The organism is Aeromicrobium sp. Leaf289 (genome assembly GCF_001423335.1).
Taxonomy (GTDB): Bacteria; Actinomycetota; Actinomycetes; order Propionibacteriales; family Nocardioidaceae; genus Aeromicrobium.
Genome location: NZ_LMNK01000001.1, coordinates 737,609 through 761,048, shown reverse-complemented (window position 1 = coordinate 761,048; position 23,440 = coordinate 737,609). Strand labels below are relative to the sequence as shown.

Sequence of the window (23,440 nt, the reverse complement as noted above, 5' to 3'; positions counted from 1 at the left end):
GAGTGGCGACCCGAGACCGCACCCCCCGATTTGGATCGGCGTTCACCGTGCCGTAAAGTACTGAGTGCGACGCGGGGTGGAGCAGTTCGGTAGCTCGCTGGGCTCATAACCCAGAGGTCACAGGTTCAAATCCTGTCCCCGCTACCACGAGAAGGCCCCCTGACCGGAGACGGTGAGGGGGCCTTCGCCATGCGCAGCCGATCTCTCGCCGGGTGGACGCGACATCGAGCCGTAGCCCTGACGTTCGACGACACCAGGGGCGGTGCTCTCCCCTCGGCGAGGCAGTGCCGATGCCGTCCGCGGCTGGAGGACCGGGGTCAGTGAGGGGGCGGCAGCTCGAGCACGTGGGAGGTGCGCAGGCGCCACATGAGATGCGCGGTGCCCAGCCGCGTCCGGCCGAAGCCGTCGAGGGGGTCGAAGTCGAGCGTCTGCTCCATGGTGTCGATGCGGTCCTGCATGGTGCTGTGATGGACGCCCGCCGCGCGCGCGGCCTGGCGGACGGTGCCGGTGCTGATGATGGCTTGGACGGTGGGCAGTCCCCAGGGGTGGGTCAGGACGGTGGCGAGGCGCTCGACGTCTGGGCTGGTCGTGGTGTCACCAGTGTCCGCCAGCAGGCCGACGAGGCCGCCGAGGTCGTCGGCGTGCACCAGGCCCGTGGTCGGTGGCTCGCACAGCCGAAGGGCCACGAGGGCGGTGCGGAACGAGCGGTGCAGGTCGACGGGTCGGGTAGCGGACCCGACGCCGCAGGGGCTGGCCGCCACGGAGCCGGCGTCTGCCGGGACGACCACTGCGTGGATGGGTCCGAAACGGGTCGGGACGACGTCCTCGGGTCCGGAGGGATGAGCGTCCCAGACGGCGAACAGAGGTGCGGCCGCGACGCGGTAGTCACGGTCGATGTTCAAGCCGAGGGCGGTGGCCGAGACGCAGCGCTGGTTCTCCGTGACCGACTCGTCGACGAGCAGCCCGAAGTGCCGACGGTTGTCGAACTCGCGGCGCCCGTGCCCGTGACGGATGCGCACCGCCAAGGCCAGGCGCTCCAGGATGATGGCGTCGTTCGGCTGTGCCGCCCCCTCCCGCTCGAGCCAGACCTCCAGGTCGCCCGCCGGTGCGGAGACCATCTCCGGACGAGGTGAGGGAGGGGGCGCCCCCGATGGCACGTGGTGTCCGTCGGGGGTGATGCGGATGGTCCGCGCGGGGGAACGCTGGCGGAAGCCGGCCGGGCAAGCGGCGAGGGAAGCGGCGGCGGCAAGGAGCGCTCGGGTGTTGACGTTGCCCACGACGAGCTCGTCGAAGCAGGCGATGACGCGCAGGCCGAGGCTCGCACTCGGGTCGAGCCGCGCGATGCGCCCGAGGAGCTCCTGCACCTAGCTCGCCTCCGCCGGTCGGGAGTGGTCAGTCGGCAAGGATCTTCTCCACCCACGAGTTCCGGGCTGCGATCATGCTGCGGCCCACGGTCGTGTGAGGAGCGAAGATGTCGCAGGCATGGAAGGCGCCTGACCAGACGTGCAGCTCGGCGTCGCCCCCTGCGCGCCAGATGCCGTTGGCGTAGTCGATCGCCTCGTCGCGGAAGATCTCCGCCGCGCCCACGTCGATGAACGCGGGGGGGAGGTCGGCGAGGTTCGTGGCGCGGGACGGGGCAGCGTAGTGCGAGACCGTCGTCGACCCTCGGGCATCCCCCAGCAGCGCGTCCCAACCGGTGATGTTGCTGATCCGGTCCCACACCCCGACTCCATCGAACTGTGAGGTCGAGGGCGTGCTGCACCGGTCGTCCAGCATCGGGTAGTCGAGCACCTGCCCGCAGAGGCTGGGTCCGCTCCGGTCGCGAGCGGCCAGGGCAAGACCCGCAGCCAAGCCGCCGCCGGCACTTGCCCCCGCCACCATGATGCGGTCGGTGCGAACCTGCAGCTGTTCGGCGTGGTCCGCGAGCCACAGCAACGCCTGATACATGTCCTCCCGGCCGTAGGGGTCAGGGCATTCCGGCGCGAGGCGGTACTCGACGGTCATGAGCGCTGCGCCCAGCTCGTCGACCCAGTCCAGCACGAGGTCGATGCCGCTGAAACGGTCTCCGAACATCAGTCCACCCGAATGTGCATAGACCACGACGGGCACGCGGCCGGTCGCGGCACGGTGCCGTAGGACCGAGAGTTCCAGGGGGTCCCCCTGGTGGCCGCGGCACGTGTGGTCTTGGCGCTCGATGCCGCGGTCGCGGAGAAGGTCCCCCAGCGGTGGGGACGCATAGGACGTACGCATGAAGTCGATCAAGTCCGGGGTGATCGTCGGCGGGAACATGCCACCCACCACCGAGAGCCCCGCCTTCAGCTCGGGATCGAAGGCCGGTCGTGCCAAGCCAGAGGTTGGCATCACCGTCTCCTTCCTGGTCGTGTTGCACGGAGGCTACCCCCGACGCGAGGTCGCTGGCCATGGTTCGGCGGATGACGAGGGGCTGGCCCGCCACCTGGCGGGCCCGGGGTGCCGATCTGCGTCGCGCTGTCGGTTCCGATCGCGCCGCCGACCGGCAAGTGTGACGGGGGACACCGTCCTCGACGCCACCGTGGACCCGAACCAACTGGAGGTCATCATGACCAGAAACATCGACGGCAGCGGCATCGACCGGGTGCTGCAGGACGCCGTCCAGGGGGGTGCCGTGCCGCACGTCGCGGCCATCGCCGCGGACGCCGACGGCGTCTTCTACGAGGGCGGTGCGGGTGTCCGGATCGCCGGCGAGTCCGACGACCCGGTGACGACGTCGACGCACTTCCGCATCATGTCGATGACCAAGATGGTCGCGACGACTGCCGCCCTGCAGCAGGTGGAGCGCGGCCAGCTCGACCTGAGCGCTCCCGTCGAGCAGTACGTGCCGGAGTTCGCCGACGTCAAGGTGCTCGATGGCTTCGACGGCGACGAGCCGATCCTCCGTGATCCCGCCAGCAAGGCCACCGTCCACCAGTTGGTGACCCACACCTCGGGTCTCGGCTACTGGTTCTGGAACGACCAGCTCGTCACGTACGAGGCGGCCACTGGCGTGCCGAACGTCGTCCCCGGCACGATGGAGGCGTTCAACGCCCCGCTCGTGGCTGACCCGGGCACGCAGTACGTCTACGGCATCAACACTGACTGGCTCGGCCGCGTCGTGGAGGCTGTCGCGGGGACGCCGCTGGACGTGGTGATCCGCGAGAACATCACCGGCCCACTCGGCATGGCGGACACCGCGTTCATCCTCGACGAGGCCCGCTACGCCAACGCGGTGACGGTGCATGTGCGGGGGGAGGACGGCGGATGGGTCTCAGCCGGCGAGATCCTCAACCAGTCGCCTGAGTGGTATGCCGGGGGACACGGGCTGTACTCCACCCCGCGCGACTACATCCGCTTCGAGCGAGCCCTCCTGCGCGGCGGTGAGCTCGACGGCGCCCGCATCCTCAGCCAGGCGACGGTCGACGCCGCCTTCAGCAACCAGATCGGGGAGATCGACTTCCCGGCCGAAATCCCGACTGCGGACCCTGCCATCACCGACACGATGTACGCCGGCCGGGGTTACAAGTGGGGCTACGGTCTGCTGCTGAACACCGAGGACGTTCCCGGACGGCGCAGAGCCGGCACCGGTGCCTGGGCGGGGCTGTTCAACACTCACTTCTTCATCGACCGCGCTACCGGCATCGCCGCCTCGATCTACACGAACTCGTTGCCGTTCATCGCCCAAGACGACGCGTGGAAGATGTACGTGGATTTCGAGGAGGCGCTCTACGCTGCTCTCTGAGCCTTCGAGTCCGACGTTCTCGGTGACGAACGAGGGTGTCGACGCCTGGTGCGCCGATCGACCGGTCTCGGTCGTCAGTTCACGTTGTGCGTCTTCACGGAGCCGGTGGTGCCCTCGGTGGCGTGCAGGATCCACGGCGGTGACTCGTGGCGGGAAGGCGCCGTCACGCACCCTTTCCCCGGTGCCGCGACAAGGTCCCCTGACCGAGACGGTGACGGGGCCTTCGTCACGCGCGGCCGTCCCTCGTCAGTAGGACGCGTGCCGGTGGCTACGGGCGCTGGCTCGAGGCCGTCGACCATGTCGAGACGTGCTGCGCGGACCCCTTTGGGTCGCGCTGCGCTTTGCTGTCAGACGCCCTCAGGGCCGCGTCGACGAAGGAGCGGTCGTGCTGGCGCCCCAGCTCGCGAGGAGCCTGAGTCGCTCCTCCGACGGGCTCCCCGGTTCGGCGGTGTAGACGGTCATGACCTGCAGTCGCGCGCCCTCGGTGGACAGGTTCATGGAGTGGTAGGCCACGTCGATGACCCCCGTCGCGGGATGGTTGAACTGCTTGCGGCCGGCGACGTGCAGCCTGACGTCGTGGGAGGCCCATCGCGTGCGGAACTCCTCGCTGACGGTCGACAGCTCACCGACCAGCTCGCGCATCGTCTTGCTCTCGGGGTCGCGACCCGCCTCGGTGCGCAGGAGGGCGACCGTGACGTTCGCGGCGCCGTTCCAGTCGGGGAAGAGCTCGGTGGCCGACGGATCCAGGAACTGGTACCGCGCGATGTTCGGCCGTGCGGGGTCGTGCTCGAAGACGGGTGAGTAGAGCGCTCGCGCCAGTGGGTTGGAGGCGATGATGTCCAGCCGCCCGTCGGCGACGAACGCAGCGGATCCTGACATCGAGTCCAGCATCCACTGCACCTCGGTCGACACCTCATGGCGTGCCTTGGGCCGCGGCGCGCTCGTACGGGCGCGTGCGACGCGGGCGAGGTCGAAGAGGTAGGTCCGCTCGGCCGCGTCGAGCCGCAGTGCTCGCGCCACGGCATCGAGCACGTCCTCGGAGACGCCCTTGATGTGACCCTTCTCCAGCCGCGTGTACCAGTCGGTGCTCACTCCAGCGAGGACGGCGACCTCTTCTCGGCGCAGACCTGGGACCCGGCGACGCCGGCCGGCGTCAGGCAGGCCCACCTCGGGCGGCGTGAGCCGGGCGCGGCGGGTCGCGAGGAACTCCCTGATGTCGGAACGGTTGTCCACCAGCCCACCGTACGCCGACGCGGGAGGGCGTTCCCCGCATCCGGTCACGGCTGGTCCAGGGCCTCGACACGCACGCTGACGTTTCCGTCGATGCGGCCGAGCGCGTCGAATCCCTTCCCCATCCTGCCCAGGACCACGATGCCGTCGAAGTACGACTGGTCGCCGTAGTAGAGGACGAGGTCGCCGTACGGGGCGTAGTAGCCGAGTGCGCCCACGTCCGGGTCGGCGCCGGTGGGTTCCCCGTCGGTCGAGAGCTCCCGCGGCAGGGGACCGGTCTTCTCGACGCCGCCGTGGTCGCTCATGTCGAGCTCCAGCGGCAGCTGCGCGACGAGGTCGCGGCCGACCGGCGTGTCCAGCACGGTCGCCTCGACCTGGTCACCGGCGAACTCGATACGGATCCGGGTCCCGCTTTCCTCGGCTTCCGACGTCGCCCCCGACGTCGCCCCCGACGGCGCGCCGGAGGGTGCCCTCGTGGACGGGGCCGGGGTGGACGACGGGGAGGCCGGGCCCTCCGCGCTCGAGCACGCAGTCAGGACCCCGGCGACCAGCAGCACGAGCGACAGCCTCATCGCTGCTGCTCCGGCGCTGCGAGGTACTCGACGTCGGTGACCGGGTCCAGCCAGTGCACGACGTCGTGGTCGTCGTCGGCCTCGTTGATGGCCAGGTGCACCATCAGCCGGCTCGGCGCGGCACCGTGCCAGTGCTCCTCGTCGGCCTCGAACAGCACGCGGTCGCCGGGACGGATGACCTCGACCGGTCCCCCACGGCGCTGGCAGAGGCCGACTCCCTCGGTCACGAAGACCGTCTGGCCGAGCTGGTGGCGGTGCCAGTGCGTGCGGGCACCAGGCGTGAAGTGCACGAGGTTCGCCGAGACGCGGGACGGCGGGGGTGCCGCCGCCACGGGATCGATGTAGACGTCGCCGGTGAACCAGTCGGCGGGTCCCTTGGCGGTGGCGAGGCTGCTGCGCGTGATCTGCATGATGTTCCTTGCGTCGGGAGGGTCAGGGGTTGACGAGGACCTTGAGGCTGCGACGGTCGGCCATGGCGCGGTAGCCGTCGGGGACGCCGTCGAGGTCCGTGGTGGTGTCGAAGACCCTGCCGGGCTCGATGGTGCCGTCGAGGATGTCGGGCATGAGCTCCTCGATGTAGGCGCGCACCGGAGCGGGGCCACCGGTCAGGCGGACGTTTCCTCCGAAGAGGCTCGCGAAGCCGACCGGGGCGGCCTCGTACTGCGGCACCCCGACGCGGCTGATGGTGCCGCCGGGCCGGACGACGCCGACCGCCTGCTCGTAGGCAGGCATGTGGCCGACCGCCTCGAGCACGACGTGGGTGCCGTGGCCGTGGGTGAGGTCGCGCACGGCCGCGATGCCTTCCTCTCCGCGGGTCGCGACGACGTCGGTGGCTCCGAACTCGCGGCCCAGGTCGGTGCGCGTCTCGTGACGACCCATCAGGATGATCTGCTCAGCGCCGAGGCGCTTGGCCGACAGGACCGCGAGCAGCCCGACGGCGCCATCGCCGATGACGGTCACGCTGGTGCGCTGGGTGACACCGCCGGCGACGGCCGCGTGGTGGCCCGTGCCGAGCACGTCCGACAGCGTCAGCAGCGACGGCATGAGTGCGGAGTCGGGCGCGACGGGAAGCTTGACCAGGGTGCCGTCGGCGTACGGCACTCGCGCGGCCTCGGCCTGCCCGCCCTCGTCGGGGAGGGTGTCCCAGAACGAGCCGTGGATGCAGGAGGTGTGCAGACCCTCGCGGCAGAACTCACAGGTCCCGTCGGAGATGGCGAAGGGGGCGACGACGAGGTCGCCCTTCGTGACGGTGGTGACCGCCGACCCGACGTCCTCGACGACGCCGATGAACTCGTGGCCCATGCGGGCGGGGCTGCCGTTGGCCGGCATGGAGCCGTAGGGGTGCAGGTCGCTGCCGCAGATGCAGGAGGTCGTGATGCGGACCAGCGCGTCGGTCGACGCCTTGATGGCCGCGTCCGGCACGTCCTCGATGCGCACGTCGCCGGCGCCGTGCATGAGTGTCGCCTTCATCGGATGTCCTTCTCTGGTCGGTGGGTGTTCCATCCCAGTGGAGCGCGGACCTGGTGCGTGGGGAAGGTCCGTCTTGTCGGGGGTACAGACAGCACCCCCCTGAGGCGTTCTCCGACACGGCCGCACGGGGCAGGCTCGAGGTCATGGACCTGAAGCAGTTCCTCGACCACGTCGACAGCGGAGCCGAGATCATCGGTGGCTCTGAGCACCACCAGTTCATGCACGGTGCCTCCCAGGAGGCCTTGGCCGTCATCGCAGAGCTGAACGGCGCCTACCGCACGCCGGAGCAGGTCCGGGACCTGCTTGCCCGGCTCACGGGCCGCCCGGTCGAGGACTCGGTCGTCGTGTTTCCGCCGTTCTACAGCGAGTTCGGCAAGAACCTGACGCTCGGCAAGGACGTCTTCATCAACATCGGCTGCCGCTTCCAGGACACCGGCGGCATCACCATCGGGGACGGCTCGCTCATCGGCCACGGCTGCACCCTGACGACGCTGGACCACGGCATGGACCCGGCGCTCCGAGCCTCGATGGTGCCGGCACCCGTCGTGATCGGGCGCAAGGTCTGGCTCGGGGCCGGCGTGACGGTCGTGCCCGGTGTCACGATCGGCGACGGGGCCGTGGTGGGCGCCGGCGCCGTGGTCACCCGCGACGTGCCCGCCGACACGATCGTGGCCGGCGTCCCCGCACGGGTGGTCAGGCCCACCGGCTACCAGGCCTGACCTGAGGTTCAGCGGTCCCGTTGGTCTCCTCGGGCCCGAGAACGTCGACGGCCCCGGATGGTCTGCCGGGGCCGTCGACGATCAGGTGGTGCCCCGCGACGCCCGGGGTCGCGTGCTGCCGGTCAGCGACCGCGGGGAGCGTCGACCCGCGTGATCCAGTACTCCGTGGTGGGGGTCGGCGGCGTGCTGAACCGCGCGTTCGGCAGGTAGAGCGAGCGGCCCGCGCGTGCGATGGTGGTCGGGACGTCGAAGTCATCGTTCGTGATGGTGCTCCGGAGGGTGCCGGAGCGATCATCGCGTGACAGCTGCACCACGGCGACCTGGTTCAGCCGGTTCTGCACCGCGTAGAGGGTGCGTCCCTCGCGCAGCAGGCCGTCGCCGTTGGTCAGGGTCGCGCCACCGAGGTCGACCCTCGTCGTCGCACCGGTGCGCGGGTCGACCCGGTAGAGGCCGCCGTCGGAGCTGTTGACCACGAGCAGGGCCGAGCCGTCGGGGGTGTCGCTGATGCCGTTCGCCGCGTTGGTGCCGGGCGGCGCCTGGACCCAGTCGCCGGTCAGGGGCAGCGCGGTGGCTGCAGCGGGTAGCGCGCCACCTCGGCCGAGGTCGAGGCGGAACAGGGTCGCGCGGCGTGAGTCGGTCACCCACACCGTGTCGCCCGAGATCAGCACGTCGTTGACGAACGACTCTCCCGTGGCCAGCTGGTAGGTGCGCAGCAGCGCGCCGGAGCGCGAGTCGACCACCCGCAGGGTGCCGGAAGGACCGCCGGCCACGAACAGGCGGCCGCGCTGGTCGATCTTCAGGCCGACCGACGCGGTGCCAGGGCCCTGGCTGATCGTCGTGGTGCGGCCCGTGCGCAGGTCGGCGCGCAGGATGTCGCCGTCCAGGCGCGAGCCCAGGTAGGCCTGGTCTCGGGGACCGATGGTGATGCCCTCGGGCTGGAAGTTGTCAGGCAGCTCGATGCGGTCGGGGAACGCCTGGCGGGCGCCGTGCTGGCCCGGCTCGCTGGCCACCGCAGCGGGAGCGGCGAGCGCGGGCGTGGCAGCCAGCGCGATCGCGCCGATGCCCACCGCGACGCGGGAGCGGAGGGAACGGGAGGAACGGGGACGAGGTGACACGTGATCTCCGGTCGTCGAGGTCTGCTGAGGGACTCCTTTCCCATCCCAGCACGAGCGGACCGATCCCGCAGACCTGATGACGTCGGCTCAACCTTTCGGACGGTCCGCTGCCGCCCCCGGATCCCTACGCTGAGTCTGTGAGCCACCCACTGCAGTCCGTCCTGGCCGAGTCCCGACCCGCGGCGCCCCCGGCGCGGGTGTGGCGCGACTGGGCGCTGCTGGGCTCCATCGCGTTCTTCGGGGTGCTGGAGGGCCTGCTGCGCGAGGACCTCACGCTGCCCGTGCTGTCGATGGTGGTGACGCTCGGACTGGCCCCGCTGCTGCTGTGGCGTCGTACTCACCCGCTGGCCGTGGTCGGGACGGTCTTCGGGGTGGTCGCGGTGCTCCAGGTCGGGCTGTTCGTCACCGACGCACCGACGCTCGACGTCTACACGATGCTCTACGTCCTGCTGCTGCCCTACTCGCTCTTCCGGTGGGGCTCGGGGCGGGAGGCGGTCGCGGGGCTGGCGGTCATCCTGGGCGCGGCCACGACGGCGGTCCTGACCAGCTGGACCGGGATGGCCGACGCGGTCGGCGGGATCGGCGTCCTCGTCGCCTCCTTCGCCCTGGGGTGGGCCGTCCGCACCCAGCACGGCGCACGGGAGCGGAGGGTGGAGCAGGTGAAGTCGCAGGAGCGCGTCCTGCTGGCGCGGGAGCTGCACGACACGGTGGCGCACCACGTCTCGGCCATCGCCGTCCAGGCCCAGGCAGGGCGTGCTCTAGCGGCGACCAGCCCGTCGGCGCCGCTCGAGGCGTTGGAGGTCATCGAGGAAGAGGCCTCGCGCACGCTCGCGGAGATGCGGACGATGGTCCGCGTGCTGCGCAACGAGGCTCCGGTCGACTACGCCCCGCAGCCCGGCGTCGCCGACCTCCACCGGCTCTCCGGGGCCTCGCCCGCGGGACCGAGGGTCGAGGTCGGGGTGTCCGGTGACGTCGCGGCGCTGCCGTCGGCCATCGACGCCGCCGTCTTCCGCATCGCGCAGGAGGCGGTCACCAACGCGCTCCGGCACGCCCGGAACGCCACCGTCGTCGACGTGCGCGTCGCCGGCGACCGTTCGACCATCAGCCTCGTCGTCCGCGACGACGGCGACCCGGGTACGGCCGAGCTCGGTCCCGAGACGGGGTTCGGGCTCACCGGGATGAAGGAGCGCGCCCTGCTCCTGGGCGGCACGTGCGAGGCGGGCCCCTGCCTCGATCGCGGGTGGGCCGTCAGCGCCACGCTGCCGCGGCAGGGGTCGGCATGAGCATCAGGGTGCTGGTCGCCGACGACCAGGACCTCGTGCGGACCGGACTGTGCCTGATCCTCGGCACGCTGGAGGGCATCGAGGTCGTGGGGGAGGCGCGCGACGGCCAGGAGGCGGTACGACTGGCGCGCGAGCTCCGTCCCGACGTGTGCCTGATGGACATCCGTATGCCCGTCCTCGACGGCGTCGAGGCGACCCGCCTGCTGGCCGGGCCGGGCGTCCAGCACCCGGTCGCCGTCGTCGTGATCACCACCTTCGACCTCGACGAGTACGTGCACGGGGCGCTGTCGGCCGGTGCCACCGGCTTCCTGCTGAAGGACGCCGGCCCCGAGCTGCTCGGCGAGGCGATCCGTGCAGCCACCCGCGGTGACTCGCTCATCTCGCCCAGCATCACCCGCCGGCTGCTGTCGACGTTCGCGGGCACCGGTCGGGCCATCCCTCCCGCACAGCCCATCGACCCGCTCACCGAACGCGAGGAGCAGGTGCTGCTCACCATCGCGCGAGGTCGCACCAACGCTGAGATCGCGGGCGAGCTGCACATCAGCCTCAGCACGGTGAAGACCCACATCGGCAGCCTCATGGCCAAGCTCGGTGCCCGGAACCGGGTGGAGGTCGCAATGTGGGCTTACGAGACCGGCCGAGTCCGGGACTAGCGCACCGCCGCCCTCGGCCACGAGTGCCGGGCACGCCGAACGCCCCCGCCGGGTCCGGCGGGGGCGTTCTCACGCGTTCGGGCCAGGTCCTACTTGACCTCGGAGCGGCGCAAGGTGAGCAGTCCGACCAGGAGCGGGAGGACGATCCAGATCGTCGTGGTCGAGGCGAGCATGGCCCACTCCTCGCCGGTGTCCATGGCGCCCTCCAGGAGCGCCACCTGCGTGTCGTTCCAGTCGACCCACGGCTGCAGGTCCGCGAACCACGGGCGCACCTGGGCGAGGAGCAGCAGGACGCCCGGCAGGACGAAGGACACCACGAAGTAGCCCACGATCGCGGCCGCGGAGCTGCGCAGCACGACACCCAGGGTGAAGCCGACGGCCATGCCGATCAGGTTGAAGAGCAGCATCTGGGAGGCCATGACCCACGAGACGTTCCACGCGGTGTCGACCCCGGCGAGGGCCGAGCCGCCCACGTTGGCGAGTGCTCCCACCGCGAAGGCGATGGCCACGGAACCGACGCCCACCAGGAGGGTCGCGACCGCCTTGGCGCCGATCACGCGGCCGCGGTGCGGCACCAGCGTGAACGTGGTGAGCCCGCTGCGCTGGCTCCACTCGCTCGTGACGGCCAGGATCGCGATCATCGGCAGGATCACCGACATCGGGAATCCACTCGCCCGCGTGAAGCTCTCGTAGGTGACGTCGCTGTCCGGCGCCACGACGACGACCGACCCGGCCGAGACCACCGACAGGATGCCGATGCTGACGAGCAACCAGAATCCCGAGCGTGTCGTGAACATCTTGCGCAGCTCGACCGTGACGAGTCGGTGTGCGGGGATGGGTCGGACGCTCCGGCGGGCCGGGGTGGCGGCCGGGGAGACGATGGTGGCGGTCATGCTGCAGCTCCTTCGCGCTGGGTGTCGGCCGTGAGTGAGAGGAACATGTCCTCGAGCCTGGCGCCCTCGGCGGACCGGAGCTCGGTGAGGGCGACGCCGGCGGCCGCGGCCACGGCCCCGACGCGGGCGGCGTCGGCATCGGTGCGCACCGAGCCGTCACCGGCGAGGGTGCTGGGGATCCCGGCCCGCTCGAGCGCGCGGACGAGATCGCGTGGCGACGGCGACCGCGCGAGCGTCCCGGCCTCGGCCAGCAGCTCCTCCTTGGGGCCGGCGGCGACGATCCTGCCGTGGCCGATCACGACGAGGTCGTCGGCGACGACCTCGATCTCGTGGAGCAGGTGCGAGGACAGCAGCACGGTGCCGCCGCGGCCGGCGAAGTCCGTCAGCAGGTCGCGCATCCAGCGGATCCCGGCGGGGTCGAGCCCGTTGGCGGGCTCGTCGAGGACCAGCACCGAGGGGTCGCCGAGCAGGGCCGTGGCGATGCCGAGCCGCTGGCGCATGCCGAGCGAGTAGTGGCGCACCCGGCGCTCGGCCTCGACGGAGCTCAGGCTCACCAGGTCGAGCATCTCGTCGACGCGAGCACGGGGCAGGCCCATGGTGGCTGCGGCGATCGTGAGGATGTCGCGACCGGTGCGGCCGGCGTGCTGGGCGGAGGCGTCGAGGAGGACGCCCACCTCCAGGCCGGGGTTGGGCAGGTCGGCGAACCGGACTCCGTGGATGGTGGCGGAGCCGGACGTGGGGGCGGTCAGACCGACCATGACGCGCATGGTCGTGGACTTGCCCGCGCCGTTCGGACCGAGGAAGCCGGTCACGCGGCCGGGCCGGGCGGTGAAGGAGACGTCGTCGACGGCGGTGAAGCCGGCATACCTCCGGGTCAGGGACTCAACGGTGATCATGCCGTCAACACTCGCCGCCCCGCGCCCTGCGCGTATCGGTTCGACGGCCAGTCCTGACCTGACCGAAAGTACGAGTCGGTGACCGTGCCCGAGGTTCGGTGCGCATGACCGTCGGGGTGCGCCTACCGTGGGTCCGTCCCGTCCGACGACCCGATCGTGGTGGACCCATGGCACGCATGAAGCCGCAGACCGTCCGGCTGCACGGCCACGACCTCTCCTACGTCGACACCGGCTCCGGCCCGGTGGTCCTGTTCATCCACGGGATCCTGGGGTCGCAGCGGCAGTGGGAGCACCTGGTGGACCGGATGGACGACGACCACCGGGTCGTGGTGCCCGACCTGTTCGGGCACGGGGACTCGGCCAAGCCGCTCGGCGACTACTCGCTCAGCGCGCACGCCGCGGCTCTCCGCGACCTGCTGGACCATCTCGGCGTCGACCGGGTCACGCTCGTGGGTCACTCGCTCGGGGGCGGCATCGCGATGCAGTTCTTCTACCTCTTCCCCGAGCGGGTCGAGCGCCTGGTGCTGGTCTCCAGCGGCGGCCTGGGACGCGAGGTCAACGTGCTGCTGCGCTCCGCGACCCTGCCGGGCGCCGCGCAGGTGCTGAGCGTGGTCGCGTCCGCGCCGGTGCTGTCCCGTGTCGAGGCGCTGGGCCGGGGAGCGTCGAAGGTCGGGTGGAAGCCCGGCGCCGACGTCAGCGCCGTCTGGCGCGGCTTCAGCTCGCTGCAGGACGCGGAGAGCCGACGCGCGTTCCTGTCCACCACGCGCGCCGTCATCGACATCGGGGGGCAGAGCATCAGCGCCCACGACCACCTCGACGGCGCGCTGCCCGTGCCGACGATGGTCGTGTGGGGGTCGAAGGACCGGATGATTCCCGCGTCGCACGCACGGAGCGTGGAGGCGCAGCTGCCGGACTGCCGCGTCGAGATGTTCGAGGGGGCGGGACACTTCCCGCACCTGGAGGACCCGGACCGCTTCGCACGCGTGCTGCGGGAGTTCATCGACGCCCACTGAGGCGATGCTCGGCCGTCGGTCTACCGGTCTGCTGAGCCCTCTTCCTCGTCGTCGTCGCCCGAGCGACCCATCGCTACGCCGAACAGCAGGCCCAGGGCGATGCCGATGCCGAGCAGGCCCCAGTTGTCGGTGACGAGAGCGATGGCGACGCCCAGCGGCGCGCCGAGGGCGAGCCCGATCGCGATGTTGTTGTCGGACTCCTCGTCCTGATCGACGTCCGGGTCGCGGTCGGGACCCGGATCGGGATCGTCCTCGGAGGTCATGGCCCCAGTCTGGCAGGAGTCGAGGCCTCGGCCGACGCCTCGCTCACCAGAGCACCTGCCCGACCGGCGTGACGGCGGCGGGCGGATCCTCGCCGATCATCTCGAGCAGGTCGATCTCGATGCCACGGCAGATGGCGGTCATCGGGACGTCGTGGACGCGGTCGACGAAGGGGTCGGCGAGGTCGCGACCGACCTGCACCGCGAGCAGGAACATCATGCCGACGAGACCGGACCCGATCGGCGTCCACCACTGCAGGTCCTTGTAGATCGCGAACGGCAGGATGACGCAGAAGGCGCGGGCGAAGAACGACGGCAGGAACCGGTACTGCACCGGCAGCGGGGTCTTCTTGATGCGCTCGAGGCCGCCCTGGGCGTCGGTGAGGGTGCTCAAGGTCGTCTCGACCTGCACCCGGGCGATGTCGTCGACCATGCCCCGACGCCGTGCGTCGGCCACGAGCCGGCCGATGTGCGACAGGGTGGCCGTCGGGGAGCTGCTGGCGCTCTTCACCCGCACCGCGACGTCGGGAGCGAGGTAGGCGTCGATCTCGGCCGGGGCGTCCTGCTGGCGCAGCGAGGTCCGCAGGGAGTGCACGTAGGCGATCTGCGCCCGGACGATCTCGTCGACGAGCTCGGGTCGTGCGCCGGGGACCAGGGGGTCGAGCAGCGTGGTGGCCTCGCGGGCGAGGTTCCGCGAGTGGTTCACGATGCTGCCCCACAGGGTCCGCGCCTCCCACCAGCGGGCGTAGGCCGCGTTCACCATGAACCCCAGGAACAGGGCGATGGCCGTGCCGTAGAGCGTGTACTGGATGGTGATGCCACGGAACTCGATCCAGCCCGCCTGGAAGGCGATCGTGACGCCGACGTCCCACGTCAGCAGGACCACCATGGGGACGAGGAGCGGCCGCCAGACGGACGCCGACCGCGGCAGGCGCGACGTGATCATGACGCCAGCGTGACCGACGGATCCCCACGACGCACGGCTGCGACGACGTGAGAGACATGACACCGCAGAACGGGAACTCGCGTCCGCTCGTTGCTCTTGCCGATCGCCGTGCGCGCCCGTACCGTCGGCCGGCACCAGGGCGGTCACGACAGGAGGAACGCGTGGACCACGACGAGCCGGACGGACTTCACGGTCTCCTGCTCGCGGCCGGCGCCGGCCGTCGGATGGGACGTCCGAAGGCCCTCGTCCGCGGGGACGACGGCGTGCCGTGGGTCGAGCGTGCGGTCAGGGTGCTTCGGGACGGCGGATGCAGCACGGTCACCGTGGTCCTCGGGGCCGCGGCCGAGGAGGCGCGAGCCCTGGTGCCCGACGACGCCGACGTCGTCGTCGCCCGCCGCTGGGACGAGGGCATGTCGGCCTCGCTGCGTGCAGGGCTGCGGTCGGTGGAGGACTCGACGGCGACGGCGGTCCTGATCCACCTGGTCGACCTGCCCGACGTCGGACCCGACGTGGTCAGGCGGCTCGCGGCGACGGGGGTCTGGACAGGGGCTCTCGCGCGGGCGAGCTACTCGTCCCGTCCCGGCCACCCGGTGCTCGTCGGTCGAGACCACTGGGCCGGGATCGTCGCGTCCGCGGGCGGCGACGCGGGCGCGCGCGAGTACCTGCGGTCCCGGGGTGCCGCGGAGGTGGAGTGCGGCGACCTCGCGGGCGGCCGTGACGTCGACACGGCATCGGGCCTCGACGCGTAGAACCGGTCCGATCGGTCCGATTCGTGAGATCCGGTCGCAGGTTGATCTGCGCGGTGCGGTGACCTGTGTCACGGTGATGCTTCCCCCGCCTTCGTTCAAAGCCCCCCCAGAGCCCCGACGAAAGTGTGAACCCGTGACTGTCCCGCACGAGCTGTCCCCGTCCGCCCACGACCGCACCCCGCAGTCCCCGGAACCGCACGCTCAGGAACCGGATGCAGCGGCACGACCGGCGCCGCCCGGTCGGACCACCCGTCGACGCTTCCTCGGCTACGTCCTCGGCAGCGCCGGACTGGTGGTCGCCGCCGACCTCGGCCTCGGCGCGTCGCCGGCAGCCGCCCTGCCGTTGCCGTCGGTGCCGCAGATCCCCGAGATCTACGACCTCAACGACTTCCTGACGCACTGTGCGCTCCCGACGTCGAACCTGATCGCCATCGAGATCGACGAGAAGGGCGACGCCACCTTCGCGCTGCCGCGCATGGAGGTCGGCCAGGGCATCACCACCTCGACGGCCATGATCATCGCCGAGGAGCTCGATCTGCCGCTCGAGCGGGTCAACGTCACCCTCGCCCCCGCCCGACCCGAGCTGCTGTTCAACCAGCTCACCGGCGGCTCGAACACCACGATCTCGACCTACACGCCCATCCGGGTGGCCGCGGCGGTGGCCCGCAAGTCCCTGCTCGACGCCGCCGCGATCCTGCTCGGTGCCCAGGTCAGCAGCCTCACCACCAAGGGCGGCGCGATCTTCGACTCGCTCGGCTCGTCCGTCACGTACGGCCAGGCCGCGGCGAAGGCCGCCTCGCCGACCACGAAGGAGGTGGAGGTCGACCTCGACGACGCCCCCAAGCGGTCCGTCGTCGGCACGCCGCAACGCCGCATCGACGCCGTCGACGCCGTGACCGGGCGCAAGAAGTTCGCGATGGACCTCGACGTCCCCGACGCCCTGCCCGCCATGGTGTGCCGGGCACCCGACCTGAATGGCAAGCCCAAGAGCGTGCGCAACGCCGCGGAGGTGAAGGCCATGCCCGGCGTCACCCACGTGGGCGTGGTGCCGACGGGCGTGGCCGTGCGCGCCAAGACCTTCGGCCAGTGCATCGACGCCGTCCGCGCCCTCGACGTCGAGTGGAGCGAGGGCACGGTGCCGGGCAAGAAGGCCGACGACATCCTGGCCGAGCTCAAGGCCGCCGAGCTACCGCTCGCCGTGCCGGCCCTCGGGGCGACGACGGTCGAGGGCAGCTTCACGTTCCACTTCCGCAGCGGGTCCGCGCTCGAGCCGAACTGCGCGATCGCCGACGTCCGCAAGGACTCCGCCGAGATCTGGAGCGGCCTCAAGTCGCCCATCGACGCGCAGTCCAAGATCGCCAAGGTCCTCGGTCTGCCGCAGGGCAAGGTGAAGGTGAACGTCGTCACCGGCGGTGGCTCGTTCGGCCGCAAGCTGTTCAGCGACGGTGCCATCGAGGCCGCGGAGGTCTCCAAGGCCTTCGGCGTGCCGGTCAAGCTCATGTGGCACCGCGCCGACGAGCCGCGGCAGGGTCGGGTGCACCCGATGTCGACGTCGCGCGTGCGGGCGACGGTGCTGGGCGAGAGCATCGCGACCTTCGAGCAGCGCCACACGTCGGTCACCTGCGACTTCACCCACGGTCTCGGTGAACGCCTCACCGCGGAGGTCGCGGCCCTGCCGACCGGCCTGGCGAACCTGGGGTTCTCGGAGACGATCTTCCTGCTCACGCAGGAGATCCCGTACAACTTCGGCGTCACCACGCAGCTGCTGAACGAGACCAACTACGACTTCACCCGGTTCAACACCAGCTCCGTGCGCAACATCTACTCGCCCGACGTGCGGGTGGCGAACGAGCTGATCGTCGACCAGTTGGCGAACCGGCTGAAGAAGGACCCGGTCGCGTTCCGGCGTCAGTACACCAAGAGCGGCGTCGTCCGACGGGTGCTGGACCGTGCCGCCGAGCTGGGGGAGTGGGGCAAGTCGATGCCGGCCGGCACGGCCCAGGGTGTCGCGATCCACAAGGAGTACAAGGGCGCGACCGCCGTGGTGGTCGAGCTCGACTGCCGGCCCCAGACGGTGAACCGGAAGGTGCGCGACGCGGTCACCGGACCCCGGGTCACCAAGGCGACGATCGTCGTCGACTGCGGCCTGGCCATCAACCCGCTCGGCATCGAGGCCCAGATGATGGGTGGCTTCAGCGACGGCATGTCACAGGTCCTCACCTACGGCAACCACCTCGTCGACGGGCACTTCCTGGAGGCCAGCTGGGACAACTCGGCCTACACCCGTCAGTGGAACACCCCGCTCGAGTTCGTCTGCGAGGTCATGGAGTCCGACAGCACGGAGCCCGGCGGAATCGGCGAGGCGGGGGTGGCCGCCTCGGCCGCGGCCGTCGCGTGCGCCTACGCCAGGGCCACCGGGAAGATGCCCACCGAGTTCCCGATCAACTTCCGCGACCCGCTCCACTTCGAGCCCAAGTCCTTCGTCCCACCCGTCCCCGCGTCGCCGACCAACGGCCTCGACTTCGTCTCCTGAGGAGCCCTTCATGCCCAGCTACAGCTTTCAGCTCAACGGCGAGAAGGTCACCGTCGAGGTCGAGAAGGGCGTGCGCCTGCTCTGGGTGCTGCGCGACGTCCTCGGCGTCACGGGACCGAAGTACGGCTGCGGGATCAACGTCTGCAAGGCCTGCACCTCGCATCTCAACGGCAAGGCGTTCAACCCCTGCGCCGTGCCGGTCGACAAGCTCTCGGCCTCCGACGAGGTGACCACGATCGAGGGACTCGCCGACACAACGCCCGGTGACGACCTGCACCCGATGCAGCAGGCGTGGGTCGAGCGCGACGTCGCGCAGTGCGGCTACTGCCAGCCCGGTCAGATCATGGCGGCCGTCGCGCTGGTCGAGAAGGTGAAGCGCGAGGGCCGCGCCGTCACCGACGACGACCTCGACGCGATCCGCAACGTCTGCCGCTGCGGCACGTACACGCGCATCCGCGAGGCCGTGCGCGCCGGCGAGAAGCTGATGCGGTAGCCGTGGCCGTCGCGGACGACGTCCTCGCGAGCGCGGCTCGCTGGGCGCAAGACTCACCCGTGGCCCTCGCCACGGTGGTGGGCACGTCGGGGTCGGCTCCCCGACTCCCTGGTGCGGCCATGGTGGTCTCGGCCGACGGGGAGGTCGCCGGGTCGGTCTCCAGCGGCTGCGTGGAGGCCGCCGTGTTCGACCTCGCCGAGAACACCCTGGCCACGGGTGCGCCCAGCCTGCGCACCTTCGGCTTCGCCGCCGACGAGGTGTTCGACGTCGGGCTCACGTGCGGCGGACGGATCGAGGTGTTCGTGCAGCGGCTCGACGAGGCCGCCGACCTGGAGAAGCTCGCGAAGCGCGCCGCCGCCGGGACCGCCTCGGCCCTGGTGACCGTGCTGGAGCATCCGGACCCCGAAGCCGTGGGCACGCGGATCGTGGTGCTCCCCGACGTGGTCCCCGACGGCACCACGCTGGGTCCCGACCTCGAGCGGACGCTCGTGGACCGGGCGCGGGCGATGCTGTCGACGGGTGCCACCGGCCAGGTGCACTGCGGTGCGGACGGCTCGCTGCTCGAGACCGGTGTCCGAGCGTTCGTGCAGGTGTGGGCACCCGCCCCGCGTCTGCTGATCTTCGGAGCCGTCGACTTCGCCGGTGCCCTCGCGGGCGCCGGCCGCTTCCTGGGCTACGACGTCACGGTGTGTGACGCGCGCCCCGTCTTCACCACGGCCGAGCGCTTCCCGCAGGCACACCGGGTGGTCGTGGACTGGCCCCACCGCTACCTCGAGCAAGAGGCGGCGGCGGGTCGTGTCGATGCGCGGACGGCGGTCTGCGTGCTGACTCATGACGCGCGGTTCGACGTGCCCGTCCTGCAGCAGGCACTGCGCCTGCCCCGCGTCGGGTACGTGGGGGCGATGGGCTCGCGACGCACGCACCACGAGCGGATGGGGCGGCTGCGCGAAGAAGGCGTCACGGAGACGGAGCTGGCGCGACTGCGCTCGCCCCTCGGACTCGACCTCGGTGCCCAGACGCCTGAGGAGACGGCGCTCAGCATCGCAGCGGAGCTGGTGGCCGTGCGTCGGGGCGGCAGCGGTCGCCGGCTCGGCCAGATGGACGGGCCGATCCACGCCGATGCCAGCGTTCCAAGCCCGTCCGGACCGGTATCGGTAGGTCGGCCCTGAGCGTGCGCACGACGCGCTGAACCCTCGATTCGTCCGTACTGTCGAGACATGGTGACGACGAATGACACGAGGTCGGTGACGACTCACGGCGGGGAGCGCTGGCTGGCGTTCACGGTCCTGGCGGCGGCGATCCTCGAGGTGGTGGCACCCGTGGTCACGATCAACGGACCGGGCAGCTCGCCCGGAGCCGGGTCGGGCCCGGAGCTGCTGATCACCCCGGTCGGCTGGGCGTTCTCCATCTGGGGCGTCATCTACACCCTCGCGATCGCACAGTCCGTCGTCGTGCTGGTGAGGGGTGCGCACGCGGTTCCTCGACGTCTGCAGGTCGATCTCACGGTGCTGTACCTCGGCGGAGCGGTGTGGATCGTGCTGGCGGGACTCGACAGCAGCCTGGCGACCGCCGGTGCGCTGCTCGTGATGTTCGTGGCCGCGATCGATGCCGTGCTCACCACCGCGCGCTCGACGTTCGAGCCGGGGTGGTTCTCCGTGCTCACGCGTGCGTCCGTGGGTCTCTACGCCGGCTGGGTCACCGCCGCGTTCTTCCTCAACGTCTCGACGGCGATGGTCGACGCCGGGCTCGTCGAGGCGGACGAGCTGCCCTGGCAGCTGGTCGTGCTGGCCGTCGCCGCCGTCGTGCTGCTCGCCGTGCTCGTGCGGACCGGTGGCATCGTGGCGTACGCCGCGGCCGGTACCTGGGCCATGGTCGGGATCGCCGTCACCGGCAACGCCGACGGCACCACGGGAGTGCTCGTGGCCGCGTTGGTCGCGGCCGCAGTGATCGTCGTCGTGACGGCCGCCCTGGTCGCTCGACGGCCCGCTGACGCCTGAGTCCTGAGAGTCAGGCCGGAAGGAAGACCTCCGCGAGCCGGCGCCGCACGTGGTGCTGGTCGATCGGGGCACCGGCGTCGCTCGTCAGCGCCGCGGAGAGCCGCCTCGGCCACGCCACCCGTACGTCGCGCGTGACGAAGTCGCCCCCGATCAGGGGCCAGTCGGCCTCGACGAAGCACAGGGCCGCGTGGACGGGAACCTGGTCGCCGACGACATCGCGGACGAGGCTGGCCTGCTTCAGCACGCTGTCGACCAGACGGGTGCAGTTGCGGCTCCCCACGTACAGCTTCTCGACGCGAGGACGGATCACGCCCCCTTCGACCCTGAGTCGAGGTCGCCCGGTGCAGCGCTTCGCGTCGATCACCCAGATCCCCGCTGCCGTGACGGCGAGGTGGTCGATGTTCGCGCGGGACCCGGGGACCTGACGATCGTGGAGCGCGAGCACGCCGCGGTCGGCGAGGTCGTCGAGCATCCTGCCCACACGCTCCTCGCCCACGGCGCCCTTGGACCAGGCCGCGGTGCTCTGGGGCTCGCTCGACAGTGCGACCGCCAGGCCACCGAGCCGGCCCCACCGCTCGCGCAGTCGCTTCTCGTCGTTGGACCGGCGGCGTTCGTGCTCACGGCGTGCGGACGCACCGGCCGATCCGGGTGCGACGTCGGACGGTTCGACGTCCTGAGCGGCTGGCGGGGCCGCAGCCGCCGCCACGGCCGGCGGCTGCGCCGGTCCGGAGGCCGAGCAGTCGATGCAGCGCACGGTCCTGCTGGACCGTTCGTAGATCGCTGGTTCGCGCGCCGACAGGTGTGCGTCGCACAGTCTGCAGGTCCCTGCGTAGCGCAGGCGCATCCGCTTGTCGGTGTCGCTGGTCGACGCACGGTGCCTGCCCGCGACGACGTCACCTGATGCCATGAGCCACTCCCATCGCTCGGCATGGACGAGAACGGTACGACGGGTCGCGGTCGGGCCGCAGGCGTTCGCACGATGCGACCGGGAATAGTGGGGGAGGGTCGGACCTTGAAGTAGATGAACGTTGAACTACATTGGCCTCGAACCGGAAGGCGGCCGCCATGACGACCCACTCCCACGACGCGATCACGTCGAGCACCTCCTCGAGCGCCGGGGCGACCCATGACGTCGTCTTCGGGCTCGACACCTTCGGCGACATCCCCCAGGGCGCGGACGGTGAGCTGCTCTCGCATGCCGACGCGATCCGTCAGGTGGTCGACGAGGCGGTGCTGGCCGACCAGGTGGGCGTCGACGTGATCGCCCTCGGTGAGCACCACCGGTCCGACTTCGCGATCTCCAGCCCGGAGACCGTGCTGGCCGGCATCGCCACCCGGACGGAGCGCATCACGCTCGCCTCGGGCGTCACCGTCCTGTCGTCGGACGACCCGGTTCGGGTGTTCCAGCGGTTCGCCACCCTCGACGCGCTCTCGAACGGCCGCGCCCAGGTGATCCTGGGTCGTGGGTCGTTCACCGAGTCGTTCCCGCTGTTCGGCTACGACCTCGCCGACTACGACACGCTCTTCGAGGAGAAGATCGAGCTCTTCGCCGAGCTGCTCAAGGAGGAGCCCGTCACCTGGAGCGGCAGCACGCGCGCCGCCCTCGCGGACGCCGACGTCTACCCCAAGACCGACTCCGGACGCCTCGACACCTGGGTCGGGGTCGGTGGGTCACCGCAGTCCGTGGTCCGCACGGCGAAGTACGGCCTGCCGCTCATGATCGCGATCATCGGCGGACCGGCCGACCGCTTCGCCCCCTACCTGGACCTGTACCGCCGGGCTGCCGAGAAGTTCGGAACCACGGCGCACCCGGTCGGGATGCACTCGCCGGGCTTCGTGGCCGACACGGACGCGGCCGCCGCGAAGATCGCCTGGCCGCACTTCAAGGCGTCGCGCGACCGCATCGGCCGCGACCGCGGCTGGCCGCCGGTCACACCGCGCGACTACGAGCGCGAGATCGAGCACGGCTCCCTCTACCTGGGCTCCCCGGAGACGGTCGCGACCAAGATGGCGGCCGCGATCAGGACGCTGGGGGTCGGTCGCTTCGACATGATCTACACGACCGGCTCCACGCCGGCGGCCGACCGGCTGCGCTCGGTCGAGCTCTACGGCACCGAGGTCATCCCGCGTGTCCGCGAGCTGCTCGCTGCCGACGCCGTGGTTCCGGCGGGGGTGCAGGCGTGACCACCGTCGGCATCCTGGGCGCCGGCAAGGTCGGCACGGTGCTGGCAAGGCTCGCCGTCGCGGCCGGTCACGACGTCCTCGTCGCGGGGTCGGGTCCTGCCGAGGACATCGAGCTGACGGTCGACGTGCTCGCGCCCGGCGCCGTGGCCACGACCGCCGCCGACGCCGCGGCCAGGGCCGACCTCGTGGTCCTCGCCCTGCCGCTCGGCAAGTACCGGTCCATCCCGGTGGCCGCGCTCGTCGGCAAGGTCGTGGTCGACGCCATGAACTACTGGTGGGAGGTCGACGGCGTGCGCGACGACCTGACCGACCCCCGCACGTCCACGAGCGAGATCGTGCAGGCGTTCCTCGCCGGTGCCGACGTCGTCAAGGCGTTCAACCACATGGGCTACCACGACCTCGAGGACGGCGCCCTGCCCGCAGGTGCGCCCGGACGTCGAGCCATCGCGGTCGCCGGCGACTCCGCCGACGCCGTCTCCCGTATGGCCGCACTGGTCGACGACCTGGGCTTCGACCCTGTCGTCATCGGCGGACTGGCCGACGGAGTCCGGCTGGAGCCGGGCACCGAGCCGTTCGGCGCGAACGTCGGGGCCGACGAGCTGCGGACGATGGTGGCGCGCTTCGCGGAATCCACCCGCGGCCGCGAGGTCGTGGCCGCCCGCACCTGACGTTCGGGTCGG

General features: G+C 71.1%; 24 protein-coding genes and 1 tRNA gene. 13 read left to right on the top strand and 12 right to left on the bottom strand.

The features are described 5' to 3' along the window. Positions 1–70: 70 nt before the first annotated feature. Positions 71–147: transfer RNA gene (locus tag ASF37_RS03615), tRNA-Met, on the top strand. A 170-nt stretch (positions 148–317) separates the two neighbouring features. Here ASF37_RS03615 and ASF37_RS03610 read toward each other — a convergent pair. Both ASF37_RS03610 and ASF37_RS03605 read right to left on the bottom strand, forming a co-directional pair. Beyond that, a complete protein-coding gene (locus tag ASF37_RS03610; RefSeq protein ID WP_056553754.1) occupies positions 318–1,364 on the bottom strand; it encodes a helix-turn-helix domain-containing protein in 1,047 nt (348 codons plus the stop codon). 28 nt (positions 1,365–1,392) lie between these two features. Continuing rightward, entirely contained in the window at positions 1,393–2,250 is an 858-nt protein-coding gene (locus tag ASF37_RS03605) for an alpha/beta hydrolase (RefSeq protein ID WP_235499949.1), read from the bottom strand. Here ASF37_RS03605 and ASF37_RS03600 point away from each other — a divergent pair. Then, positions 2,249–3,754 carry a serine hydrolase gene (locus tag ASF37_RS03600; RefSeq protein WP_200931165.1) on the top strand — a complete coding sequence of 502 codons (1,506 nt, stop codon included), beginning with the start codon at positions 2,249–2,251 and terminating at the stop codon, positions 3,752–3,754. The genes ASF37_RS03605 and ASF37_RS03600 overlap by 2 nt on opposite strands. A 357-nt stretch (positions 3,755–4,111) precedes the next feature. Here the strand turns inward: ASF37_RS03600 and ASF37_RS03595 are convergent, their stop codons facing one another. From ASF37_RS03595 to ASF37_RS03580, 4 genes are read right to left on the bottom strand one after another with little or no spacing between them, the layout of a single operon-like run. Continuing rightward, entirely contained in the window at positions 4,112–4,987 is an 876-nt protein-coding gene (locus tag ASF37_RS03595; protein WP_056553757.1) for a helix-turn-helix transcriptional regulator, read from the bottom strand. Between the two features lie 44 nt (positions 4,988–5,031). Beyond that, positions 5,032–5,556 (bottom strand): cyclophilin-like fold protein, encoded by a 525-nt coding sequence (locus ASF37_RS03590; protein WP_056576597.1) that lies wholly within the window; start codon positions 5,554–5,556, stop codon positions 5,032–5,034. Then, positions 5,553–5,966, bottom strand: a complete 414-nt coding sequence (locus tag ASF37_RS03585; RefSeq protein ID WP_056576600.1) for a cupin domain-containing protein — start codon at positions 5,964–5,966, stop codon at positions 5,553–5,555. The genes ASF37_RS03590 and ASF37_RS03585 overlap by 4 nt, the downstream gene beginning before the upstream one ends. Positions 5,967–5,988: 22 nt before the next feature. Beyond that, the gene (locus ASF37_RS03580) at positions 5,989–7,026 is read right to left on the bottom strand and encodes an alcohol dehydrogenase catalytic domain-containing protein (RefSeq protein ID WP_055966704.1); all 1,038 of its coding nucleotides are present in this window, start codon (positions 7,024–7,026) and stop codon (positions 5,989–5,991) included. A 143-nt stretch (positions 7,027–7,169) separates the two neighbouring features. Between ASF37_RS03580 and ASF37_RS03575 the strand changes: the two genes are divergently transcribed. Then, positions 7,170–7,745, top strand: a complete 576-nt coding sequence (locus ASF37_RS03575; RefSeq protein WP_056579113.1) for a DapH/DapD/GlmU-related protein — start codon at positions 7,170–7,172, stop codon at positions 7,743–7,745. Between the two features lie 122 nt (positions 7,746–7,867). Here ASF37_RS03575 and ASF37_RS03570 read toward each other — a convergent pair whose 3' ends face one another. Next, entirely contained in the window at positions 7,868–8,860 is a 993-nt protein-coding gene (locus ASF37_RS03570) for a hypothetical protein (protein ID WP_056579112.1), read from the bottom strand. A gap of 137 nt (positions 8,861–8,997) precedes the next feature. Between ASF37_RS03570 and ASF37_RS03565 the strand changes: the two genes are divergently transcribed. Beyond that, positions 8,998–10,143: a sensor histidine kinase gene (locus ASF37_RS03565; RefSeq protein WP_056579111.1), complete on the top strand. Its 1,146-nt coding sequence runs from the start codon at positions 8,998–9,000 to the stop codon at positions 10,141–10,143. Continuing rightward, complete coding sequence (locus ASF37_RS03560) at positions 10,140–10,796, top strand: response regulator transcription factor (protein ID WP_055968473.1); 657 nt, start codon at positions 10,140–10,142, stop codon at positions 10,794–10,796. The genes ASF37_RS03565 and ASF37_RS03560 overlap by 4 nt, the downstream gene beginning before the upstream one ends. Positions 10,797–10,885: 89 nt before the next feature. On the opposite strand, the gene ASF37_RS03555 is transcribed toward ASF37_RS03560, so the two are convergent. Together ASF37_RS03555 and ASF37_RS03550 are read right to left on the bottom strand one after the other, a co-directional pair. Then, on the bottom strand, positions 10,886–11,689 hold the full coding sequence (locus ASF37_RS03555) for an ABC transporter permease subunit (protein WP_055966715.1): 804 nt from the start codon (positions 11,687–11,689) through the stop codon (positions 10,886–10,888). Further along, entirely contained in the window at positions 11,686–12,585 is a 900-nt protein-coding gene (locus ASF37_RS03550) for an ABC transporter ATP-binding protein (protein WP_056579110.1), read from the bottom strand. Before ASF37_RS03550 ends, ASF37_RS03555 begins: the two co-directional genes overlap by 4 nt. Positions 12,586–12,752: 167 nt before the next feature. Between ASF37_RS03550 and ASF37_RS03545 the strand changes: the two genes are divergently transcribed. After that, entirely contained in the window at positions 12,753–13,598 is an 846-nt protein-coding gene (locus ASF37_RS03545) for an alpha/beta fold hydrolase (protein WP_055966720.1), read from the top strand. A gap of 20 nt (positions 13,599–13,618) precedes the next feature. Here the strand turns inward: ASF37_RS03545 and ASF37_RS03540 are convergent, their stop codons facing one another. Continuing rightward, positions 13,619–13,861, bottom strand: a complete 243-nt coding sequence (locus ASF37_RS03540; protein ID WP_056579109.1) for a hypothetical protein — start codon at positions 13,859–13,861, stop codon at positions 13,619–13,621. A 43-nt stretch (positions 13,862–13,904) separates the two neighbouring features. Further along, positions 13,905–14,804 (bottom strand): bestrophin family protein, encoded by a 900-nt coding sequence (locus ASF37_RS03535; protein WP_082481858.1) that lies wholly within the window; start codon positions 14,802–14,804, stop codon positions 13,905–13,907. Positions 14,805–14,965: 161 nt separating this feature from the next. Between ASF37_RS03535 and ASF37_RS03530 the strand changes: the two genes are divergently transcribed. The 5 genes from ASF37_RS03530 to ASF37_RS03510 all read left to right on the top strand — a co-directional run bounded on the left by ASF37_RS03530 (position 14,966) and on the right by ASF37_RS03510 (position 20,576). Next, on the top strand, positions 14,966–15,553 hold the full coding sequence (locus ASF37_RS03530; RefSeq protein ID WP_235499944.1) for an NTP transferase domain-containing protein: 588 nt from the start codon (positions 14,966–14,968) through the stop codon (positions 15,551–15,553). Positions 15,554–15,686: 133 nt separating this feature from the next. Then, positions 15,687–18,086, top strand: a complete 2,400-nt coding sequence (locus tag ASF37_RS03525; RefSeq protein ID WP_235499943.1) for a molybdopterin cofactor-binding domain-containing protein — start codon at positions 15,687–15,689, stop codon at positions 18,084–18,086. A gap of 10 nt (positions 18,087–18,096) precedes the next feature. After that, a complete protein-coding gene (locus ASF37_RS03520) occupies positions 18,097–18,579 on the top strand; it encodes a (2Fe-2S)-binding protein (protein WP_055966728.1) in 483 nt (160 codons plus the stop codon). A gap of 2 nt (positions 18,580–18,581) precedes the next feature. Further along, positions 18,582–19,748 carry an XdhC family protein gene (locus ASF37_RS03515; protein WP_235499942.1) on the top strand — a complete coding sequence of 389 codons (1,167 nt, stop codon included), beginning with the start codon at positions 18,582–18,584 and terminating at the stop codon, positions 19,746–19,748. Between the two features lie 48 nt (positions 19,749–19,796). Beyond that, positions 19,797–20,576, top strand: coding sequence for an MFS transporter (locus ASF37_RS03510; protein ID WP_156368115.1), 780 nt, complete (start codon positions 19,797–19,799; stop codon positions 20,574–20,576). A 10-nt stretch (positions 20,577–20,586) separates the two neighbouring features. Here the strand turns inward: ASF37_RS03510 and ASF37_RS03505 are convergent, their stop codons facing one another. Next, entirely contained in the window at positions 20,587–21,330 is a 744-nt protein-coding gene (locus tag ASF37_RS03505; protein WP_235499941.1) for a nuclease-related domain-containing protein, read from the bottom strand. A 311-nt stretch (positions 21,331–21,641) separates the two neighbouring features. Here ASF37_RS03505 and ASF37_RS03500 point away from each other — a divergent pair, with 311 nt between their 5' ends. Together ASF37_RS03500 and ASF37_RS03495 are read left to right on the top strand one after the other, a co-directional pair. After that, positions 21,642–22,760, top strand: coding sequence for an LLM class flavin-dependent oxidoreductase (locus ASF37_RS03500; RefSeq protein ID WP_082506383.1), 1,119 nt, complete (start codon positions 21,642–21,644; stop codon positions 22,758–22,760). After that, the gene (locus ASF37_RS03495) at positions 22,757–23,428 is read left to right on the top strand and encodes an NADPH-dependent F420 reductase (RefSeq protein ID WP_056579107.1); all 672 of its coding nucleotides are present in this window, start codon (positions 22,757–22,759) and stop codon (positions 23,426–23,428) included. Before ASF37_RS03500 ends, ASF37_RS03495 begins: the two co-directional genes overlap by 4 nt. Positions 23,429–23,440: the final 12 nt, after the last annotated feature.

Bases quoted from the DNA above. Each gene is read 5' to 3' on its own strand.
- ASF37_RS03600 (WP_200931165.1), top strand. From the start codon at position 2,249: ATGAAGTCGATCAAGTCCGGGGTGATCGTCGGCGGGAACATGCCACCC.
- ASF37_RS03605 (WP_235499949.1), bottom strand. From the start codon at position 2,250: ATGCGTACGTCCTATGCGTCCCCACCGCTGGGGGACCTTCTCCGCGAC.
- ASF37_RS03590 (WP_056576597.1), bottom strand. From the start codon at position 5,556: ATGAGGCTGTCGCTCGTGCTGCTGGTCGCCGGGGTCCTGACTGCGTGC.
- ASF37_RS03585 (WP_056576600.1), bottom strand. From the start codon at position 5,966: ATGCAGATCACGCGCAGCAGCCTCGCCACCGCCAAGGGACCCGCCGAC.
- ASF37_RS03580 (WP_055966704.1), bottom strand. From the start codon at position 7,026: ATGAAGGCGACACTCATGCACGGCGCCGGCGACGTGCGCATCGAGGAC.
- ASF37_RS03575 (WP_056579113.1), top strand. From the start codon at position 7,170: ATGGACCTGAAGCAGTTCCTCGACCACGTCGACAGCGGAGCCGAGATC.
- ASF37_RS03560 (WP_055968473.1), top strand. From the start codon at position 10,140: ATGAGCATCAGGGTGCTGGTCGCCGACGACCAGGACCTCGTGCGGACC.
- ASF37_RS03555 (WP_055966715.1), bottom strand. From the start codon at position 11,689: ATGACCGCCACCATCGTCTCCCCGGCCGCCACCCCGGCCCGCCGGAGC.
- ASF37_RS03550 (WP_056579110.1), bottom strand. From the start codon at position 12,585: ATGATCACCGTTGAGTCCCTGACCCGGAGGTATGCCGGCTTCACCGCC.
- ASF37_RS03545 (WP_055966720.1), top strand. From the start codon at position 12,753: ATGGCACGCATGAAGCCGCAGACCGTCCGGCTGCACGGCCACGACCTC.
- ASF37_RS03540 (WP_056579109.1), bottom strand. From the start codon at position 13,861: ATGACCTCCGAGGACGATCCCGATCCGGGTCCCGACCGCGACCCGGAC.
- ASF37_RS03535 (WP_082481858.1), bottom strand. From the start codon at position 14,804: ATGATCACGTCGCGCCTGCCGCGGTCGGCGTCCGTCTGGCGGCCGCTC.
- ASF37_RS03520 (WP_055966728.1), top strand. From the start codon at position 18,097: ATGCCCAGCTACAGCTTTCAGCTCAACGGCGAGAAGGTCACCGTCGAG.
- ASF37_RS03510 (WP_156368115.1), top strand. From the start codon at position 19,797: ATGGTGACGACGAATGACACGAGGTCGGTGACGACTCACGGCGGGGAG.
- ASF37_RS03500 (WP_082506383.1), top strand. From the start codon at position 21,642: ATGACGACCCACTCCCACGACGCGATCACGTCGAGCACCTCCTCGAGC.